At 66.3% G+C, this 19240-nt stretch carries 21 protein-coding genes and 1 pseudogene; 11 read left to right on the top strand and 11 right to left on the bottom strand.

Annotation, left to right across the window (positions count from 1 at the left end):
* Window positions 1-29 precede the first annotated feature (29 nt).
* The gene (locus ACNQS7_RS31285) at window positions 30-896 is read left to right on the top strand and encodes an alpha/beta fold hydrolase (RefSeq protein WP_418015608.1); all 867 of its coding nucleotides are present in this window, start codon (window positions 30-32) and stop codon (window positions 894-896) included.
* Here the strand turns inward: ACNQS7_RS31285 and ACNQS7_RS31280 are convergent.
* From ACNQS7_RS31280 to ACNQS7_RS31270, 3 genes are read right to left on the bottom strand one after another with little or no spacing between them, the layout of a single operon-like run.
* A complete protein-coding gene (locus tag ACNQS7_RS31280; RefSeq protein WP_418015607.1) occupies window positions 893-1357 on the bottom strand; it encodes a nuclear transport factor 2 family protein in 465 nt (154 codons plus the stop codon). The two genes, ACNQS7_RS31285 and ACNQS7_RS31280, sit on opposite strands and share 4 nt — an antisense overlap.
* Complete coding sequence (locus ACNQS7_RS31275; protein ID WP_418015606.1) at window positions 1354-2148, bottom strand: SDR family NAD(P)-dependent oxidoreductase; 795 nt, start codon at window positions 2146-2148, stop codon at window positions 1354-1356. Before ACNQS7_RS31275 ends, ACNQS7_RS31280 begins: the two co-directional genes overlap by 4 nt.
* Window positions 2145-3815 (bottom strand): flavin-containing monooxygenase, encoded by a 1671-nt coding sequence (locus tag ACNQS7_RS31270; protein WP_418015605.1) that lies wholly within the window; start codon window positions 3813-3815, stop codon window positions 2145-2147. The genes ACNQS7_RS31275 and ACNQS7_RS31270 overlap by 4 nt, the downstream gene beginning before the upstream one ends.
* A gap of 75 nt (window positions 3816-3890) precedes the next feature.
* Between ACNQS7_RS31270 and ACNQS7_RS31265 the strand changes: the two genes are divergently transcribed.
* The 7 genes from ACNQS7_RS31265 (at window position 3891) to ACNQS7_RS31235 (ending at window position 11507) form a co-directional block, all read left to right on the top strand.
* Entirely contained in the window at window positions 3891-5075 is a 1185-nt protein-coding gene (locus ACNQS7_RS31265) for an acyl-CoA dehydrogenase family protein (protein ID WP_418015604.1), read from the top strand.
* A gap of 86 nt (window positions 5076-5161) precedes the next feature.
* Window positions 5162-5962: an IclR family transcriptional regulator gene (locus ACNQS7_RS31260; RefSeq protein ID WP_055581025.1), complete on the top strand. Its 801-nt coding sequence runs from the start codon at window positions 5162-5164 to the stop codon at window positions 5960-5962.
* A complete protein-coding gene (locus ACNQS7_RS31255; protein WP_418015603.1) occupies window positions 5959-6879 on the top strand; it encodes an alpha/beta hydrolase in 921 nt (306 codons plus the stop codon). Before ACNQS7_RS31260 ends, ACNQS7_RS31255 begins: the two co-directional genes overlap by 4 nt.
* Window positions 6880-7154: 275 nt before the next feature.
* Window positions 7155-8516 (top strand): HNH endonuclease signature motif containing protein, encoded by a 1362-nt coding sequence (locus tag ACNQS7_RS31250; protein ID WP_418015602.1) that lies wholly within the window; start codon window positions 7155-7157, stop codon window positions 8514-8516.
* Window positions 8517-8587: 71 nt separating this feature from the next.
* Window positions 8588-9364: a crotonase/enoyl-CoA hydratase family protein gene (locus tag ACNQS7_RS31245; RefSeq protein ID WP_418015601.1), complete on the top strand. Its 777-nt coding sequence runs from the start codon at window positions 8588-8590 to the stop codon at window positions 9362-9364.
* Entirely contained in the window at window positions 9364-10503 is a 1140-nt protein-coding gene (locus ACNQS7_RS31240; protein WP_418015600.1) for an acyl-CoA dehydrogenase family protein, read from the top strand. Before ACNQS7_RS31245 ends, ACNQS7_RS31240 begins: the two co-directional genes overlap by 1 nt.
* Window positions 10500-11507 (top strand): acyl-CoA dehydrogenase family protein, encoded by a 1008-nt coding sequence (locus tag ACNQS7_RS31235; protein ID WP_418015599.1) that lies wholly within the window; start codon window positions 10500-10502, stop codon window positions 11505-11507. Before ACNQS7_RS31240 ends, ACNQS7_RS31235 begins: the two co-directional genes overlap by 4 nt.
* An 85-nt stretch (window positions 11508-11592) precedes the next feature.
* Here ACNQS7_RS31235 and ACNQS7_RS31230 read toward each other — a convergent pair whose 3' ends face one another.
* The 4 genes from ACNQS7_RS31230 to ACNQS7_RS31215 are packed head-to-tail and all read right to left on the bottom strand — an operon-like array spanning window position 11593 to window position 14792.
* Window positions 11593-12390, bottom strand: coding sequence for an SDR family NAD(P)-dependent oxidoreductase (locus ACNQS7_RS31230; protein ID WP_418015598.1), 798 nt, complete (start codon window positions 12388-12390; stop codon window positions 11593-11595).
* Between the two features lie 4 nt (window positions 12391-12394).
* Entirely contained in the window at window positions 12395-13378 is a 984-nt protein-coding gene (locus ACNQS7_RS31225; protein WP_418015597.1) for an NAD-dependent epimerase/dehydratase family protein, read from the bottom strand.
* Between the two features lie 11 nt (window positions 13379-13389).
* Window positions 13390-13662: a ferredoxin gene (locus tag ACNQS7_RS31220; protein ID WP_418015596.1), complete on the bottom strand. Its 273-nt coding sequence runs from the start codon at window positions 13660-13662 to the stop codon at window positions 13390-13392.
* Window positions 13659-14792 (bottom strand): Rieske 2Fe-2S domain-containing protein, encoded by a 1134-nt coding sequence (locus tag ACNQS7_RS31215; protein WP_418015595.1) that lies wholly within the window; start codon window positions 14790-14792, stop codon window positions 13659-13661. Before ACNQS7_RS31215 ends, ACNQS7_RS31220 begins: the two co-directional genes overlap by 4 nt.
* 124 nt (window positions 14793-14916) lie before the next feature.
* On the opposite strand from ACNQS7_RS31215, the pseudogene ACNQS7_RS31210 reads away from it, so the two are divergent.
* A pseudogene (locus tag ACNQS7_RS31210) lies at window positions 14917-15113 on the top strand (FAD-binding protein); the annotation flags it as partial.
* A 17-nt stretch (window positions 15114-15130) separates the two neighbouring features.
* Here the strand turns inward: ACNQS7_RS31210 and ACNQS7_RS31205 are convergent.
* On the bottom strand, window positions 15131-15742 hold the full coding sequence (locus tag ACNQS7_RS31205) for a helix-turn-helix transcriptional regulator (protein ID WP_418016223.1): 612 nt from the start codon (window positions 15740-15742) through the stop codon (window positions 15131-15133).
* Window positions 15743-15891: 149 nt separating this feature from the next.
* On the opposite strand from ACNQS7_RS31205, the gene ACNQS7_RS31200 reads away from it, so the two are divergent.
* On the top strand, window positions 15892-16500 hold the full coding sequence (locus ACNQS7_RS31200) for a PaaI family thioesterase (protein ID WP_418015594.1): 609 nt from the start codon (window positions 15892-15894) through the stop codon (window positions 16498-16500).
* Window positions 16501-16526: 26 nt separating this feature from the next.
* A complete protein-coding gene (locus ACNQS7_RS31195; RefSeq protein WP_418015593.1) occupies window positions 16527-17036 on the top strand; it encodes a hypothetical protein in 510 nt (169 codons plus the stop codon).
* Here ACNQS7_RS31195 and ACNQS7_RS31190 read toward each other — a convergent pair.
* The 3 genes from ACNQS7_RS31190 to ACNQS7_RS31180 all read right to left on the bottom strand — a co-directional run bounded on the left by ACNQS7_RS31190 (window position 17033) and on the right by ACNQS7_RS31180 (window position 19189).
* Window positions 17033-17803, bottom strand: coding sequence for an SDR family oxidoreductase (locus tag ACNQS7_RS31190; RefSeq protein WP_418016222.1), 771 nt, complete (start codon window positions 17801-17803; stop codon window positions 17033-17035). The two genes, ACNQS7_RS31195 and ACNQS7_RS31190, sit on opposite strands and share 4 nt — an antisense overlap.
* 91 nt (window positions 17804-17894) lie before the next feature.
* A complete protein-coding gene (locus tag ACNQS7_RS31185) occupies window positions 17895-18677 on the bottom strand; it encodes an MBL fold metallo-hydrolase (protein ID WP_418015592.1) in 783 nt (260 codons plus the stop codon).
* The gene (locus tag ACNQS7_RS31180) at window positions 18674-19189 is read right to left on the bottom strand and encodes a VOC family protein (protein ID WP_418015591.1); all 516 of its coding nucleotides are present in this window, start codon (window positions 19187-19189) and stop codon (window positions 18674-18676) included. The genes ACNQS7_RS31185 and ACNQS7_RS31180 overlap by 4 nt, the downstream gene beginning before the upstream one ends.
* Window positions 19190-19240 lie beyond the last annotated feature (51 nt).

Raw genomic sequence — 19240 nt, 5'->3', positions numbered from 1 at the left:
CACGGTGTGGACGTGGCACAGTGAACGCCGTGTCCCACAGTGGTGAATCAGCCGAGCACGACCTGCGTGAAATCGACACTCCGGTAGGCACTTTGCGTTACTACGATTCCGGCGGCACCGGACCGGTGGCGTTGTTTCTGCACGGATCCGGTCCGGGTGTCAGTGGCTGGCGCAACTTTCGTGGGGTGCTGCCGACGTTCGCCAGGCACTTTCGGTGCCTGATCCTGGAGTTCCCCGGTTTTGGCGTCACCGACGACTTCGGCGGTCACCCGATGATCACCGCGCAGGGGGTGGTGGCGCCGTTCCTGGACGCACTCGGGGTGGACCGCGTGCACATCGTCGGCAACTCGATGGGCGGCGGCGTCGGCATCAACTTCGCCATCCGTTACCCCGACCGCGTCGACCGGTTGGTCACGATCGGCGGCATCGGCACCAACACCTTCAGCCCCGGTCCGAGCGAGGGCATCCGGCTGCTGCAGGAGTTCACCGAGGACCCCACCCGGCAACGGCTGGTCGACTGGCTCAAGTCGATGGTCTACGACCAGTCGCTGGTCACCCAGGAACTGATCGAGGAGCGCTGGCAGCTGGCCACCAACCCCGACACGCTGGCCTCCGCCCGTCGCATGTACGGCAAGGCCGCATACGCGGCGATGATGGCGGCGATGGGCGCGACCGACCGGCCGATGCCATGGGCGGTCATGCACAAGGTGACCGCCCCCACGCTGCTGACGTGGGGGCGTGACGACCGGGTGAGCCCCCTGGACATGGCGATCATCCCGATGCGCACCATCCCCAACGCGGAGCTGCATGTGTTTCCCAACTGCGGGCACTGGGCGATGATCGAGGCGAAGGCGGCGTTCGAGAGCACCGTCCTGGCGTTTCTTTCGCGCCTCTAGAGGTTCCGGACCAGCAAGGCGTGTGCCTCGGGGTTGCCGTCCAGCACGCGGCTGGTGCGGACGCTGATCCGCCACTGCCCGTCGATCCGCCGCAACGCGAAATGGTTTGCGGTAGCCCGCCATACGCGGTATCCGTCGCCGTCTCGCACCAGCACCAGCGACTCGCACACCGCCACTGCGGTGTCGCCGTCCACCGTCACCACAGCCGGGCCCAGGAAGTGGCTGCACCCGTGCGCCACCATCTTCTGATGCGCCTTGGAGTCGACCATCGCGCGCACCTCGTCGCGGCTCTCCATGCGCATCAGGTCGATGTCATAGACGCCGTCCTCCGCCCACAGACGCGCCGCCGCGTCGGCGTCGCCGGCATCCACCGCCGGGCCGTAGGAGGCGATCAACCGGGCGATGTCGCGTTCATCCTCCAGTCGCTGGATGCGGCCGAGCAGGTCTGCGATATCTGTCATTGCTTCTCCCCCAGCAGGGCCTGGACTCGGTGGTGCGCGCCAAGGACTATCGCGGCCCGGTCGGGTCCATTGCCCCACCGGAACGCCGCGGCGTTGTCACCGGCGACGAGCACCGGGCCGTCCGCCAGGTTCGCCAGTCCCTGACGGGCCACGTCCGCGGGCTCGGACACCGCCAGGCCGGGTACGTCGAAGTTCAATCCGGCGCGCTCCATCGCCGGCGTGCGGGTGACGCCCAGGATCAACTCCAGCACGTCGACGCCGTACTCCCGGAGTTCGAGCCAGAGGCTTTCGGCGAATAGTCGCCCGAAGGCTTTGACGCCGGCGTAGGCCGACTGCTGCATCGACCCGTACGTGCTTGCCAGCGAGCCGACCAGGATGACGCCACCGCGGCGCCGATCCCGCATGGGGCGTCCGAAATGCTGGACCAGCTCCAGCATTCGGGTCACGTTGAGGTCGATCACCTGTTGGATCGCCGTGAGGTCAGCGTCCAGGAACTGTTCCCGGCAGGTGTTGGCGCCGGCGTTGTAGATCAGCAGCCCCACCTCGAGGTCGGCGGTGTCGGTGGCGATACGTGAGACCGATTCGGGCTCAAGCAGATCCACGGCGAGGGTGCGCACCTGAACTCCGAGGTCACGGCAGCGGCGCGCGGTCTCTTCGAGCGGTCCAGGTTTGCGCGCGATCAGCACCAGGTCGAACCCGTCATGCGCCAGCTGCGCGGCGAGTTCCGCGCCGACGCCCTCGGAGCCGCCCGCGATCACCGCCCACGGCCCGTACCGCGCCGCATCGGTCATGTCCTACCAAGTTTCTTGACGAGCTCGAACCCTTTGTAGCCGGCGTCGGCGACCTCCGCGCAAATCTGGTTGTAGGTGGCGAAGCCGCCGATGAACAACATGAAACCCCTTGGCTTCCCAGGCACGTTCGCCCCCATGTACCACGAGTCCGCTTTGGTGAACAGCGTCGCATCGGCCAGTCGCGCGCATTCGGCGCCCCAGTTGTCCACCGCTTCGGCGCCGGCTTCGATTGCGGAATAGCCGCGGCTGTCCAGATATTCGATGGCGTCGGCGATCCAGTTCACCTGCGCTTCGGCGTGCAACACCATGTTGGCCAGGACCGCCGGCGCTCCGGGCCCGGATATCACGAACAGATTGGGAAAGCCGTCGATGCCCAGGCCGAGGTAGCTGCGCGGCCCGTGCGCCCACCGGTCGCGCAGTCTGGCGCCGTCCCGTCCGACGATGTCGATCTTGGCCAGCGCTCCGGTCAGTGCGTCGAAACCAGTTGCGAAAACGATCATGTCGAGGTCGTAGTGCTGTTCAGTGGTGTTGATTCCGCTACGGTCCACCGATTCGATCGGGGTGGCACGCACGCTGACCAGTGTCACGTTGGATTGGTTGAAGGTCTGAAAGTAGTTGCTGTCGGTGCATATTCGCTTGGTCCCGATCGGGTGGTCGGTCGGGATCAGCAGGTCGGCAACCGCCGGGTCGCTGATGACCGCGCGGACCTTCTCCTCATAGAACTCGCGGGCCGCTTCGTTGGCAGCAGGGTCGATGGTCTGATCGGGAAACGTCTTGGAGTACAGCACTCCGCCCAGTTGCCAACGCTTTTCGAACGCGGCACGCCGCTCTTCAGCGCTGTGCTCCATCGCCGGCTTGGCCGGTGTGATGTGCGGTGATCCCCCACCGCTGCGCCACGACAGGCGGCGGCGCTCCGGGTAGCCGCGCTTGATCTCGTCGAGTTCCTGCGCGGACAGCGGCCGGTTGCCGGCCGGGACGCTGAAATTCGGGGTGCGCTGGAAAACGGTCAGGTGCGCGGCCTGCTGGGCGATGATCGGAATCGACTGAATGCCTGAGGATCCGGTGCCGATGACGGCGACCCGCTTGCCGGTGAAGTCGACGGGGTCGTGCGGCCAGTGCGCGGTGTGGTAGATCTCGCCCGCGAACGTGTCGAGTCCGGGGAACTGCGGCGTCATGGCATCCGACAGCGGACCGGTCGCCATCACCACGAACCGCGTCGTGAGCTGTTGTCCGCTGTCGGTTCTGATGGTCCAGTTCAGCGCGTCCTCGTCGAAGTTGGCCGAGATGACTCGGGTCTGGAACTCGATGTCGCGGCGCAGGTCGAGTTTGTCGGCAACCCAATTCAGGTAGCGCAGAATCTCGGACTGGGTCGCGTACTTCTCGGTCCAGTGCCACTCCTGCTGCAGCTCCTCGGAGAACGAGTAGCAGTAGTCGACGCTCTCGACGTCGCAGCGGGCGCCGGGGTAACGGTTGTAGTACCAGGTGCCGCCAAGCTCCGGGGCGGCCTCGATCACCCGGACCCGCAGCCCCTGGGTGCGAAACTTGTGCAGTGCGTACAGACCGGCGAATCCGGCACCCACCACCACGACGTCTGTCGCGTGCTCACCACTCACAAGGACCAACGTTAAGGCGTGTCGGCCATCAGTCGATACCAGAATCCCGGTCATCGGGCCGTGGGGGCGATTTTGGGCAGCGACTGCGGTAGACCAGAAGACAGCCCCACAGAACGTTAGGACGACAGCATGAGCGAGCGGGTACTCGACCGGGTCGTGGAGATGGCGGACCAACTGCGCGAGCAGGCACCGGAGGCGGAGCGCATCGGCCGCCTCACCGACGACACGGTCAAGATGATGAAGGCGGCCGGGTTGATCCGGTTGCTGCAGACCAAGCAGTACCAGGGGTTTGAGGTACACCCCCGGGAGTTCGCCGAGACGACGATGGCGACGGCGGCGCTGGACCCGGCCGCCGGCTGGATCGTCGGCGTGGTGGGCGTGCACCCGTACCAGCTCGCGTATGCGGACCCGAAGGTCGCCGCCGAGATCTGGGCCGACGACGTCGACACCTGGATGGCCTCGCCCTATGCGCCGCAGGGTGTGGCCCGGCCGGTGGACGGTGGGTACGTCTTCAACGGCCGCTGGCAGTTCAGCTCGGGCACCGACCACTGCGACTGGATCATCCTCGGCGCGATGCTCGCTGACCCGCAGGGCGTGCCGCTGATGCCGCCCCAGATGCTGCACATGATCCTGCCGCGCAAGGACTATGAGATCGTCGACGACTCCTGGAACGTGGTGGGCCTGCGCGGCACCGGCTCGAAGGACGTCATCGTCAAAGACGCGTTCGTGCCGGCCTACCGGACCATGAACGCGACGAAGGTCATGGACGGCTCCGCCCAGCGCGAGGCCGGTATGACCGAGCCGCTGTACCTGATGCCGTGGTCGACGATGTTCCCGCTGGGCATCTCGGCGGCGACCATCGGCATTGCCGAGGGCGCACTGGCCGCACACCTGGACTACCAACGCGAGCGGGTCGGGGCCACCGGGACCGCGATCAAGGACGACCCCTACGTCATGTACGCGATCGGGGAAGCCGCCGCCGACATCAATGCCGCCCGCCAGGAGCTTCTCGCCAATGCCGACCGGATCTACGACATGGTCGCCGCCGGGAAAGATGTGTCGTTCGCCGACCGCGCGGCCGGACGCCGCACCCAGGTGCGCGCGGTGTGGCGCGCGGTGTCGGCCGTTGACGAGATCTTCGCCCGGTCCGGCGGGAACGCCTCGCGGATGGACAAGCCGCTGCAGCGTTACTGGCGCGACGTGCATGTCGGTCAGATGCACGCGATCCATGTGCCGGGCTCCACCTACCATGCCGCCGCGCTGAGCTCATTCGGCGTCGAGCCTCCGATGGGTCCGTTGCGCGCACTGATCTAGGCGCGGGTGAGTGACAGGGGCCACAGTGGTGTGATACAAGTAGGCATATTCCTATTAGGACTATGACAGAGCGCACCGGAGGATCCATGACAGCCAGCGTCGACACCACCACCCCCAGCGCCGTCATCGACCGCATTTCTCTTGTCCTCGACGCATTCGAGGGGCCGGGGCGGCTCACGCTCGCGCAGATCGTGCGGCGGACCGGCCTGCCCCGGTCTTCGGCACACCGGATGCTCGAGCGGTTGGTGCAATTGCGTTGGCTGCGGCGCAGCGGACGCGACTACGAGCTGGGCATGCGCCTGGTCGAGCTGGGATCACTAGCCGTCCATCAGGACCGCCTGGTGCGTGCGGCCAAGCCGCTACTAGGTGAATTGCACCGTGCCACCGGACTTGTCGTGCACCTTGCGGTGCTCGACGGCTCAGACGTGGTCTACCTGGACAAGATCGGCGACAGGGTCTGCAACGGGCTTCCGACCCGGGTCGGCGGCCGTCAACCCGCGCACTGCACCGCGGTAGGAAAGGCCGTGCTCGCGTACCGCGACGACGCTTCCCAGGTCGATCTGGGTGTCCGCAGGACCAGGTACTCGATCTCCCATAGTTCGCAGTTGGCGGCCGAACTGGCGAAGGTGCGCGCGCACGGTGTCGCGTTCGAGCGAGAGGAGTCGCTGCTCGGGTTCGGTTGTGTCGCAGCACCTATCGGCGTTACTGGCGAAGCTGTCGCCGCGGTCTCGGTATGCGGCCCGATGAACCGCATGCGATTCGACCAACGCCTCACGGCGCCGGTACGCATGACCGCGATGGGCATCTGGCGCAACCTCGAGGGCGACTCAGTGGCGCCGACTCTGCAGCCGTTGCGTCCGCTGCGCCCCGCACTGCAGTACGCGTGAAACTCGACCCTCAGGTCGCGGCGCTGCTAGACACACTGGACGCCGGCTTCCCTCCGGTGCACACGATGACGGGTGCGCAGGCGCGGGCCGTCATCCGTTCACGACTGGTGCTGCCGGATGATCCGGAGCCGGTCGCTGAAATTTTCGACGACGTGGTTCCCGGACCCGGCGGGGATATTGCGGTGCGGATCTACCGACCTGTCGGTGACGAGCTGCCCGTCCTGATCTATGCGCACGGCGGCGGGTTCGTGTTCTGTGACCTGGACAGTCACGACGGACTGTGCCGCAGTATCGCGAATCTGGTTCCAGCCGTAGTGGTTTCGGTGGGATATCGGCTGGCGCCGGAGCATCCGTGGCCGGCGGCGGCCGAGGATGTGTATGCGATTACCAGTATGGCGGCCAACGGGATCTTTGGCGGAGACCCCGGTCGGCTGGTGGTCGGAGGTGACAGCGCGGGCGGGAACCTGGCCGCGGTGACCGCTTTGATGTCGCGTGATCGCGATGGCCCTGAGCTGACGGCACAAATGCTGATTTATCCGGCGCTCGCGGCTGACTTCGACACCGAGTCCTACCGCCTGTTCGGCCGTGGCTTTTACAACCCGAAGCCGGCCATGCAGTGGTACTGGGACCAGTACGTGCCGCGCGTCGCCGATCGGGCGCACCCTTACGTCGCACCGGTCCACGGTGATCTGCGCGGACTGCCGCCTGCCGTGCTGGTGATCGCCGGTCATGATCCGCTGCGTGATGAGGCACTTGCCTACGCTGCGGGGCTCGAATCGGCCGGAGTCTCGGTGACGCAGATTTACCTTGAGGGCGCGATACACGGCTTCATGTCCATTCCGACTCTGGATCTTGCGCGCGAAGCGCGGGAGCGGGCGTGCGCACAACTGGCGGCGATGGTCGGTTCGGCGGGATGATCCGCGCGGCCGCGGTTTGAGCGGTCGCGCAACGTGAGATAGGCAGCTGCTGAGCGGGTTTGGGCGTCCGCGCAACGTGAGCTGGGTGGCACCAATCCGCGGAATGTGATATCGCCAGTGATATCAACACGTTTCGGGCGCGAGCGTGCATAGAATCCCGCCTACACACCGGTACGAGTGGCAGTTCTGCCGTGAGCGAAATGCCGCCCTGCTGAGACGGTTTGGCATCTCACGGCAACCCGAAGTTGTCAGTGCCCTTTCGTAAAATTGCGGGTATGGCATCGAGTTCTCGTGAGGAGATCGTGGAGGTCTTCAACGCACTCGACGCCGCCGTTGATCGCCTGTGTGACTTGACGTTCGACGCGTTAACCACCCCGGAGTTCCTGCGCGGTATGGAGCGCCTGGAAAAGGTGCACCGCCGGATGCGCACCCCCCAGCACACGTTGATCAACCACCTCAAAACCCAAGCCACCGAGGAAGAACTCGGCGCCAAACTGCCCGCCGCCTTGGCCGAGCGGCTACGGATCACCAAAGCCGACGCCAACCGGCGCATCGCCGAAGCCGACGACCTCGGCCCGCGCCGCGCGTTGACGGGAGAGCCGCTGCCACCGACGTTGAGTTCCACCGCGCAGGCTCAACGCCAGGGCCTGATCGGCGACGCGCACATCAAAGTGATCCGCGACTTCATCGCCCACCTGCCCAGCAGCATCGACGTGGGCACCTGGGAGGCCGCCGAGAAAGACCTCGCCGGCAAAGCGTGTGACTTCCGCCCCGACCAAGTCGCCAAATACGCCCACGAGCTGATGCAATTGCTGCACCCCGACGGCGACTACACCGAAGAAGAACGCGCCCGCAAACGCGGCCTGACCCTGGGTCCCCAGCAATACGACGGGATGTCACGGATCAGCGGCCTGATCACCCCGGAGTTGCGGGCGTTGATCGAAGCGCTGTGGGCCAAACTCGCCGCGCCCGGCGCCGCTAATCCTGAGGACGAGAAGCCGGTCCTTGACGGCGCACCCGATGAGCACGCGGCCCGCCGCGACAGCCGCAGCCAACCCCAACGCAACCACGACGCCATGGTCACCGCGATCCGCGAACTGTTCGCCTCCGGCGAGCTGGGCACGCACAACGGCCTACCCGTCAGCATCATCGTCACCACCACCCTCAAAGATCTCGAAGCCGGGGCGGGACGCGCCCGCACCGGCGGCGGCACCCGCATCCCGCTGCCCACCCTGATCAACTGGGCCGCGACCTCGCATCACTATCTGGCGGTGTTCGACGGCGCCAAACCCCTGGCCCTGTTCCACGCCAAGCGCTTCGCCAACCTGGCCCAGCGACTGATGCTGCTGGCCAAAGACGGCGGCTGCACCCGCCCGGGCTGCGACGTCCCCGGCTACCACACCCAGGTGCACCATGCCAGCGGCTGGACGAACACCCACTACACCGACATCCACGACCTCACCCTGGCCTGCGGTCCGGATAACCGCCTCGCCGAAAAAGGCTGGACCACCCGCAAAAACGCCAAAAGCGACACCGAATGGCTACCGCCGACCCACCTAGACCACGGCCAACCGCGAATTAACACCTTCCACCACCCGGAAAAACTCTTCGCCCCCGATGACGACGAACCCGATTGACGCCGCCACCCATGGGCACGCTCTTCACCCGCGCGAATACCTGCCGGCGCGGACTCCCTACAGTGGCCTGCATGAGCAATCCTCTGGAAATCAGCGGTGCCGGACCGATCCAGACATGGACGATCAACCTGCCGAGCGTCGGAAACGCGATCACCGGCAAGGACGTCATCGCGGCGTTCGAAGACGCGGTCGACCACGCCAACGCTGACACCGCAATCCGCGCCGTCATCCTGACCGGCGAGGGCAAGATCTTCTCGGCCGGCGGCAACGTCAAAGAGATGGCCGATCAGTCCGGCATGTTCGGCCTGAGCGCTCTCGACCAGCGCTACGCCTACATCGACGGAATCCAACGGATCCCGCGCGCACTGTCACGACTCGAAGTCCCGTTGATCGCTGCCGTCAATGGCGCCGCCATCGGCGCCGGATGTGACCTGGCGATGATGTGTGACATCCGAATCGCCTCGGAGCGTGCATCTTTCGCCGAAAGCTTCGTGCAACTCGGGCTGATCCCCGGCGACGGCGGCACCTGGTTTCTACAGCGGATCGTCGGCTACCAGCGCGCCGCCGAGATGACCCTCACCGGCGACCGGGTCGACGCCACAACGGCTCTCGAGTGGGGTCTGGTCAGCCGCGTGGTGCCGCACGACGAGCTTCTCGCCGCCGCACAGGAACTCGCCGAACGCATCGCCAAGAACCCTTCACACGCCTTGCGGATGGCCAAGCGGTTACTGCAGGAATCGCGCACCGGCTCGCTGGAGTCGACCTTGGGGATGGCCGCGGCCATGCAGCCGCTGGCCCACCGGGACCCGGAGCACGAACAGCGCATCGCAAAGTGGCGGACGACCTGATGGCCGCTCCCCGACTGGTCCCGCCCGCCGGAATCGAAGACGAGGCGACCGGCGCACTCCGCGATGAGGTGCGCACGTTTGTCGCCGAACGCCTCGCCGCCGGCGCCTTCACTCCGTCCGTCGACGCCTGGCTGTCGCGGTGGGACGAGAAATTCACCGCGGCGCTGGCGGCGCAGGGTTGGCTGGGCATGACAGTCCCGGTCGAGTACGGCGGGCACGGCCGGTCCTTCCTGGAGCGCTTCGTCGTCACCGAGGAGTTGCTGGCCGCCGGCGCGCCGGTGGCCGCACACTGGATCGCCGACCGCCAGATCGTGCCGTCGCTGCTCAAGTACGGCACCGAGACTCAGAAGCAACACTTTCTCCCGCGAATCGTCCGTGGCGAATGCTTCTTCGCGATCGGCATGAGCGAACCGGACTCCGGCTCCGACCTGGCCAGCGTGCGCACCCGGGCCGAGCGTGTCGACGGCGGCTGGTCACTGTCCGGCACAAAGGTCTGGACCTCCGGCGCCCATCTCGCGCACGCCTTCATCGCGCTGGCCCGCACGGCGCCGGTGGACACGCAGCACCGGCACGCCGGCCTGAGCCAGTTCCTTGTCGACCTGCACGGGCCCGGCATCGAGATCCGGCCGATCATCTCGATGAACGGCGCACATCACTTCAACGAGGTCATCTTCGACGGGGCGTTCGTGCCTGACGACATGGTGTTCGGTGAGATCGGAGACGGCTGGCGACAGGTGACGTCGGAACTCGCGTTTGAACGCAGCGGCCCCGAGCGGTTCCTGTCCACCTTCGTCCTGCTGACTGCGTGCGCCGACCGGATGGCAGCCAACGCCATCCCTCGCGACCCGAACCTGGGCCGGCTGGTGGCTCGCGTCGCCGGCCTGCATCACATGTCCACCGCGGTGGCCGGGGCACTGGAACGGCACGAAGCCGCGGATGTCCCCGCCGCGGTGGTCAAGGTTCTGGGCACCACCACCGAGGGCGACATCGCCGAGTTCGCGGACATGCAGGACTCCCCCGACTCGATCTTTGCCGAGCTGGTTCGCACCGCCCTCGATCAGCGGCCGGGCTTCACCCTGCGCGGCGGCACCAACGAGGTACTGCGCGGGGTCATGGCGCGTGGATTGGGCATGCGATGAACTCCGGACCGGCCGTGGACGCCGACCTCGTCGAGATGATGGACGCCGTCTTCGCGGAGCACCGCGAGAAGCAATCCCCTGGGGCCGATCTTTGGCAGCAGCTCGGTGAGCTCGGGTTGGTGCGGCTCACTGGTGCAGAAGAACAGGGCGGCAGCGGCGCCGGCTGGTTCGAGGCCGCGGAGCTGCTCGCCGCCGCGGCTCGGCACGGGGTACGAATCCCGTTGGCCGAGAACGATTTATTGGCCTGTTGGCTGCTGGAAGCTGCCGGGCAGCCGGCCGACGATGCGGTGCGTACGGTGTGCATGCTAGACAAGCAGGGACACGCGACCGACGTGCCCTGGGCTTCAGCGGCCGAGCGCATCGTACTGGTCTGGCGGGCCGAGGGCGGATTCCGTGTCGCCGATGTCGCGGCCGGAGACGTCACAATTACCCCGGGTGCCAACATGATCGACGAGCCGCGCGACGCGGTCAGCGCCGACCTCGCCACCCTGCAAGGGACACCGGTCACCTTGGCCCTGATCAACCAGCTGAGGCTGAAGTCAGGGTTGGTGCGCTCGATCCAGGTGTGCGCCGCGCTAGACCGGATTCTGCAGCTGTGCATCGAGCACGTGAGCTCCCGCATCCAGTTCGGCCGCCCACTGGCGAAATTCCAGGCGGTGCAGAACTTGATCTCCGATGTCGCCGCCGAGGCTGCCCTCGCACGGGCGGCCACCGAAGCGGCGCTCACCCTCGGCGTCACCAGCGAGTGGTCAGCCGAAAACCTGGAATTCCTTGTTGCCGTTGCCCGTTCCTGCGCCGGACACGCGACGTCGGTGGTGGTGCGGAATGCCCATCAGGTGCACGGCGCGATCGGTACCACCCGTGAGCATCGGCTGCACGAGTTCACCCGTGCCGCGCTGGCCTGGCGATCGGAGTTCGGGTCCGTACGGTACTGGGACGAAAAGGTGACGGACTCGGCCCTGTATGCCAGCGCGGGCGGGTTGTGGGGTCTGATCACCGGCTAGGGACGTGATATCGCATGCGCTATCACTTTTTAACCGGCATCATGCCTCACGTTCCCGGTGCCTGAGTGACGAGTGTGATGTCTGACTACCTGACCACGACCGTGCTCGGCTCACGCGGAACGCCGAGGTGGCGATGCGACGGCGGCCGACGCCCACCCTCGTCGGTGATCCCGTAGCGCCCGGCCAGTTCGGCACCGATGAACGTCTGGCCGCTCAGTTCGGGCAACGACGGATCGTGGTACAGCGCGTCAATCAAAATGCCGGTGAATTCCGGTGTTTCGGCATGTTCGGCGGTTTTGGCCAATGCCTCGGGATTACCGGCGAAGGCACGGCGCAGCTTCTCGGTCAGCAGGATGCCCATCCAGATTGACGCCGTCGCAACTCCGGTGCCCCGGAAGTCCACGGCCATGTCGGCGGCCATCTTGTCGACCCCGGCCTTCTGCGCCCCGTAGGCCGCACCGTGCATGTAGCACACAGATCCCGGAGAGGAAGTGAAGGCGATCAAGCCCCGCGCGCCGGCCACCAGCAATGGAGCCGCGTACCACGATGCGACGTAAGACGAGCGCAACCCCACATTCAGCACGTTCGCCAGCGCAAGCGGCTTCTCCCAGAATGGCTTTGGGTTGACCAGTTCATCGGATACGACGGCGGCGTTGTTGACCAGCAGATCCAACCGGCCCTCGTCGGAGCCCACCTGCTCGAAAAGCTCCGCCACGGCGTCGTCGTCGGCGTGGTCCACCCGAACCGCGACGCCACCGGGCGGCGCCTCGGAGATACTGCGAGCCGTCGCGTACACCCGCCAACCCTTGGCGGCCAATGCGGCGGCGATGCCACGGCCGGCACCGCGGCTTGCTCCCGTCACCACCGCAACTCGACCGCTCATGCGGTCAGACTAGTGGCTGGGCAAACGTCGCCACGATCGCGTCCCGAGCCGACCGCCAGGTGAGCCCGAGATCCCGCAGCGTCTCGGAATCGTCGGTCGGTATCGCGGCGGTGATCAGTTGCGCCGCTTCGTAACTGAAGCCGCTGCCCAGCGGCAGCACTGATGCGGCGAGATCGGACACCCTGCCGACCAGGCGAAACACACTCGGACTCAGCGGAATCCGCCGGACACGCCGTCCACTGCCGCGCTCGATCGCCGCGATCATGTCGTCGAACGTCAGCAACTGGCCACCACACAGGTAGCGCTTCGGACCCCGCCCCGGCCGCATCAGCCGCTCGTGCACATCGGCGACGTCGCGGACATCGATCATCATCATTCCCGCATGCGCAACCTTGGGCGCTACCCCGAACCGGACGATAGTGCCCCAGCCCCGCTCGGTGATGCCCGGCGCGGTGTACATCGCCGGCCCGACGACACTGGACGGATAGGTAACCACGACCGGAGCGCCATCGCGCTGCAGCCGCCGCGCCACCCGGTCGGCGTAGGACTTGGTACGAGCGTAGGCGGATTTGCCCTGTGCGGTGAGGGAATCGGGACCGATCACCGGCCCCGGCGGGGGAAACAGCGCACTGTAGCTGGACAGCAACACCACCGGGTCCAGCCCCAGCGTGACAGCGCGCAGCATGATCCGTTCGCCGGCATAGGCGTTGATATCCCACATCAACTGCTCGTGGCGGTCGTCGGTCCCCACCACCCCGGCGCCGTGGATGACCGCGTCGCACCCGTCCAACAGCCCGTCGGGAACCTCCGGCGCACGCAGGTCCCCGCGCACCACCGACACCTCCCCGACCGACTGCAGCCGGTGCAGCAGCAGATCATTGGACCAGCCGGGCTCGGCCAGCAGCTGCACGCTGTGACCGGCGGCCAGCAACGCGTGCACGATATGGGCACCGACATAACCGGTGCCGCCGGTCACCGCGATTCGCATCGCCAGCAACCCTAACCGGTGTCGAAGACGGCCACTGTCCCGGCCGCAACGGCGGCCTCGATGGAATCACGCAGCGCCGAACACGCCAGGAACAATCCGCGGTGCTGATCGGCAAGAGCCCGCGCGCGTTCCAGACACGACGCGCTGGCCCTGGCGTTCCACTGCACGCTGGTCTGGTTCCAGCTGCTCTTGCGGACCGACACCTGCGCACCACACCGACGACAATCCACCGGAGACATCGGCATGTCCGCAAGACGATTGTCGGCCCGCACCCGCCCGGTCATGACACCGAGGCCGCTTTCGCCGCAATGTTCGCCTCGATCTGCTTCATCCACGCCTGATAGGGCCTACTGGTGTCCAGTTCGAACTCGAAGCGGTCCACCATGTCCGGCTGCACGTCACCGACGTCGACGTAGAACTGCTCATACCAGCGCCGCAGTTGGTAGACCGGCCCGTCCTCCTCGACCAGCAACGGATTGTCGATGCGGGCCTTGTGCCGCCAGATCTGGACGTCCTGCTCGAAGCCCAGCTTGACGTAGTCGCCGAGCCGGGTGGCGGCCTTGACGGCCTCCTCGGCTGGCAGCTTCTTCGATTTCTTGACGATGATGCCGTACTGCAGCACAAAGGAATTGGCATCGATTGGATAGTGGCAGTTGATCAGGACCGTCTGCTGGTCGCCGGCCGCGTAATGGTATGTCAGGTCGTCGATCATGAACGACGGGCCGAAGTACGACGCCACCGAGGTGGTGCCGCGCATCTTCGCCCCCTCGCTGCCCATGTCCGGCCGGCCCTCGCCGTTCATGTACTGGGTGGCGACGTGCCCTTCGAAGATGTTCTTGAAGTAGGTGGGCAGCGATCCGTGGATGTAGAAGAAATGCGCCATGTCCACGACGTTGTCGATGATCTCACGGCAGTTGCTCTCGACAACCGTGGTGTACCAGTGCCAGTCGGTCCACTCCTCGCTGGCGACGCCCTCGATGCGCGGAATCGTGACCTCCGGCGGCGGCGGGTTGTGTTCGGGGTCATTCCAGATGAACAACATGCCGTCCTGTTCCAGCGTGGTCCACGTCGCGGTACGCGCCAGCCGCGGTGTGCGCTTGGCATAGGGCACTTTTGTGCACCGGCCATCGCCGCCCCAGCGCCAGTCGTGGAACGGGCACGCGATCGCGTCGCCCTTGACCTCACCCTGCGTCAGGTCACCGCCCATGTGGCGGCAGTATCCGTCGAGCACATTGATCTTGTCGTCCCCGCTGCGGAAGACGACCAGTTTCTGGCCGAATGCGTTGACCGCGTGTGGTTTACCGTCGCCGAAGTCTTTGACCAAGCCCAGGCAGTGCCAGCCGCGGGCGAATCTGGCCGGCGCCGCCTGTGCCTCGATGAACCGAATTTCCCCGGCCTCGGATTGCGTCCCCATACCGACCATTGAACGCTTCTCCTACCACCTGTGCCCTCAGCCGTTCCACTGACCAGGAAGAAGTATTCCGCGACGGTGCCGCACCGGCCTACCGTTATCAGGCGTAAGCCAGCACAGCACCACGATTCCGTCGGGTCTGCCCGTCATCGACACGAGCGTCGACCTGCTGGTGGCGGGCTCGGGGCACCGGGCTGGCGGCGGCCCTGGCTGCACGGGAGCTTGGGCTCTCGGTGCTGATCGTGGAAAAGTCGTCGTACGTCGGCAGGTTCCACCGCCCGCTCCGGCGGCGCTATATGGTTGCCCGCCGGTCCGGTGTTGCGCACGACGCGGCGAGCTAGTCACTCGGTCGTGCGTTTGGCCTCGATCTGCCTCTCCACCTCACGCCAGTAACCCGGGGCGGGGCGCGGCTTGCCGAAACTGCCCTTGCCGGCCTTCGCAAGGATCGCATCGGTCTCGTCGATCTCTTTCATCAGCTCCAGGGCGAACTCCCGCTCGGCGGCGTAGTGCTTTGCGGCCCAACGCAGGGCGATCACCGAGTACGCCCAGCCCGGCTCGGCCTCGGCACCCTCGGCGTCCTCCACGGCCTTGCGGTGCCGGGCCTCGACGTATGCCACGTACTCCTGCAGAAGTTCCTTGAGCCGGCCGGGGTTGCTGAGATGGCCGAAGGTGATCCGCAACAGCATGCTGTGCTTGAGCACCGGCGGATCCAAGGGCGCGTTGTTGGTCCAGTCGATGATGGCGGCCATGCCGGCCTCGGAGATCCGGTAGAGCCGGCGGCTGCGGGTGCCTTCGTCGCGTTCCACGCGCGAGGTCACCAGCCCGAGGCCCTCCAACTTCTTCAGCTCGGTGTAGATCTGGCTGTAGGACGGACTCCAGTAGTAGAGGTCGACGCTCCAGTCGATCCATTTCTTGAGGTCGTAGCCGGAGACTTCCTCTTCGTAGGACATCATTCCGAGCAACGCCCAACTGGTGGCAGCGAGTGCCGACTTCACCTTGTCGCTGGACGCGTTCACGCCGCCAGATTAACAACCCGCAGGTCGGCGTTGCCTGACGACGGACCGCTCAATGGGACATCGATGACTGCTCTAGGGTGACGGACATGGTGGATTCGTTTGAGTCGATGACTGATTCGTTGCCGGTGTACGAGTCGCTGGCGGCCTCGGTGCGACGGTTGATCGACGCGACCATACGCACCGAAGTTGACCACGAGGTCGTTGCCGCCGCGGCCGCCAAGATCGACAGCGTCACAGCGGAACTCAGCGCCGAATTGATGCCCGGAACGTTCGCCCAACGTGGAATCGACGACGGTCAGGGTATTGCCTCAGGCAATGCCGTTGTCGGCGTTCGCAATCCGTCGGCTCCCCCGCTGATCATCCACCACGAGGACGATGGATCGGCGTGGACGGAGTTCACCCTCGGCGCCGCGTTCGAAGGCCCACCCGCGCACGTGCACGGCGGTGTCTCGGCGATGATCCTCGATCACATACTCGGAGCCACCGCGCACCAGCCCGGTCGGCCCGCCTACACCGGAACGTTGACGTTGCGGTACCACCAACGAACCCCGCTGCTGGAGCCGTTGCGGGCGGACGCGTGGGTGGACCGGGTGGAGGGCGTCAAGACGTTCGCGGTCGGTCAGATCAGCGGCGCCGCGGGGGTCATGGTGTCCGCCGAGGGCATCTTCATTCATCCGCGGAATCCGAGCGGGTGAGCGGGCGGCGGCCCTATGATCCGTCGATGACGAAGATGATCGGGCTGCTCGCCGTCCTCGCAATCTGCTGTTTGACGGCGTGCGGATCTCCGCACGCCGCACCGGCGGCCTCCTCCGGCACCTCCGCCAAGCCGGCCACTCCCATGGTGTCCGCCACCAAGCCCGCCGCGCCGACACCACCGTCCACCACCACAACCAGCGCACCGGACTGCGTCGGGCTCTCCATCTGCCCGCCACCGCCGCCGGACGCCGACGGGAACCCGGCGTGCTTCTACTCCGACGGTTGGCAGGCCATCTCATCGGGCACCGGCATCGAGGTCTGGTATTTCCATGAGCCGCAGAACATGTCGACGCCGGACAAGGTCACCGCGGTGGTCCGTAAAAAGGACGGCAGCACCGAAACCCAGGTCGCCGCAATCGAAGCCGGCCAGCAGGTGCACCGATTCGAGTTCCCGGCGATCGACAAGTCCACCGTCGCCGAAGTGCTGTTCGACAGCAGCAGCGGCCGCTGCTTCGTGGTCGGTCCGGGGAGTTAAGGCCGCTTACCGTACTCGAGCACCGCTGCTGCGGCGGCGGGCGCACCTCGGGCGACCACGACCGGCATCGACGTCGAAGCGCTGGTGCGCAGGATGGTGTGGACCACCTCGACTAGGTCCTCAACCGGCATCAGCTTGCCCGGCATGCAGCCGCGCGACACCCACAGCGGATAGGCCTGCATCGCCAGGTCGCGGTCCCACCCGGCGTTCATCCCCGTCTGCGCGTCGCCTTCGCCGCCCGCGCACTCGCCGACGATCAGGTTGGTGAAGCCGATGCCGGGATGCTCGGCCCGCCACGCCTCGACCAGCCGTTCCAGCGCCGCCTTGCTGACCCCGTAGGCGCCCAGACCGGGCCAGGGCGGCCCGAACGTACCGGCGTCGGACGACAGATAGATCACCTTGCCGGCAGACTCCGTCAGGTGCGACAGGGCCGCCGCCGTCGCCAGCGACGCCCCGATGACGTTCGTGTCGAAGATGCGCCGCCAGGTCTGGGCATCGGTCTCGGCCAGCGGGACCAGCGGACTGATCGCGGGTGCATACACCAGGTTGTCGATACCGCCCAGCGCTTCGGCGGCCGCGTCGATGCCGGACCGGGCCGACGACTGGTCGGTGACGTCGCACTCGATGGCGAACGCGCCCGGTCCCGCTTCCTGCGCGGCAGCCTCGATCCGCTCGCGACGCCGGGCAAGCAGCGCAACCTGGTCTCCGCGCCGGGCCAAGCCGACACTGATGCAGCGTCCCAGCCCGCTCGAGGCTCCAATCACCACTGTTCTTGCCATAGCGACCTCCGCCGCCGAGCATGTCACACCAGCTGAACCCGATGAGAACGGGGTTACCGTTTATGGAGCATGCCGTTGTTCAACGGCCCCAGCGGCGAGCCTGCTCGAACAGTCCGGGATCGTGCGCGCACACGATGGTCAACCCGGGTTCACCGCGCTCGTAGAGTTCGGCCAGCCGCTCCTGGTTGTCGCGCAGTTGCCTGCGATTGAAGGCGAACATCGATTCGTAGGTGCGCAGCATGAACGGCACACCCGACCGGTCCAGAGTGCCGGAATGGTAGAAGGCGTCCCCGCAGTGCAGCACCGACTGCTCACCGGCTTGAACGGCCACCGCGGCGTGCCCGCGGGTGTGCCCCGGCATGGGCACCAGCACCACACCTTCGCCGATCGCGTCGAGGGGTGTGGCGCAGGCGAACCCGCGCCACGACTCGCCCGTCGCGTCGTGCTCGACCAGCTTGGGCCCGTGCGCCCATTGCACACTGCGGTACCGGAGCCGTTCGCGTAGCGAAGGGGCGTGCACGGCGCCACGCGCCTCGGCCGCCGTCACGTGCACGTGCGCGTCGGGAAAATCCGCGAGCCCGCCGATGTGGTCGAAATCGAAGTGGGTCAACACAATATGACGTACGTCGGACGGCCGGAAGCCGAGTTCCTTGATCTGGTTTGTCGCCGTTTCGCTCATCTGAAAGACCGGCCGGATGGCATGGCGAAACAGCCCGACCCGAGCGGGATCGCGGCAGTCCTGCACGCCGAATCCGGTGTCCACCAAGGCAAGTGCGTTGTCCAGCTCCAGCAGCAGAACGTGGCACACCATGCGGGCCCCTGGCGTGTTCATGGTGCCGCAGTTGAGATGGTGAATTTTCATCCGAGCACCCGGATCGGTTCTGCGCCATCCCATTCGGTGGCCACCTCACGGATGTAGGCGAACAGGTGACCCTTGGGCCCGCTGATGTCACTGATCTCGATGACGGTGCCCTGCTCCTGCTCGGTGTCCAGGTAGGCGAACCGGCCGCCGATGTCGCCTTCCTGGCCCACCGCGTAGCCGGCCGTCAGGACACGGTCGTACAGGGCCTGGTAGTCGGTGGTCCAGTAGGCGATGTGTTGGGCCCCCTCCCGGCCGGAGGCGAGAAAGTCCTTGTACATCGACGGCGCGTCGTTGCGTTGCTGGATCAGTTCCAGCTGTAGGTCCCCCGAGTTGGCCAGGGCCACACTCATTCTCAGGTCGGAATCCGTTCCGCGATACCGGAAGTACTCCGGCATGACGTTCTCGATGTAGAACCACGGACCCACGCCGTGCCGAATCCAGCGGTCCATGGCGGCCTGGATGTCACGCACCACATAACCAAGCTGGTTGATACTGCCGAATATTCGGCTCACGGGCTTCCCCTTCGTCGGGTCGACCCACGAAGTTCTACCACGACCGCACGC

Source organism: Mycobacterium sp. 23, assembly GCF_048287075.1.
Lineage (GTDB): Bacteria > Actinomycetota > Actinomycetes > Mycobacteriales > Mycobacteriaceae > Mycobacterium > Mycobacterium gordonae_B.
The sequence above is the reverse complement of the archived record's forward strand: the minus strand, read 5'-3'. Positions and strand labels throughout refer to the sequence as shown.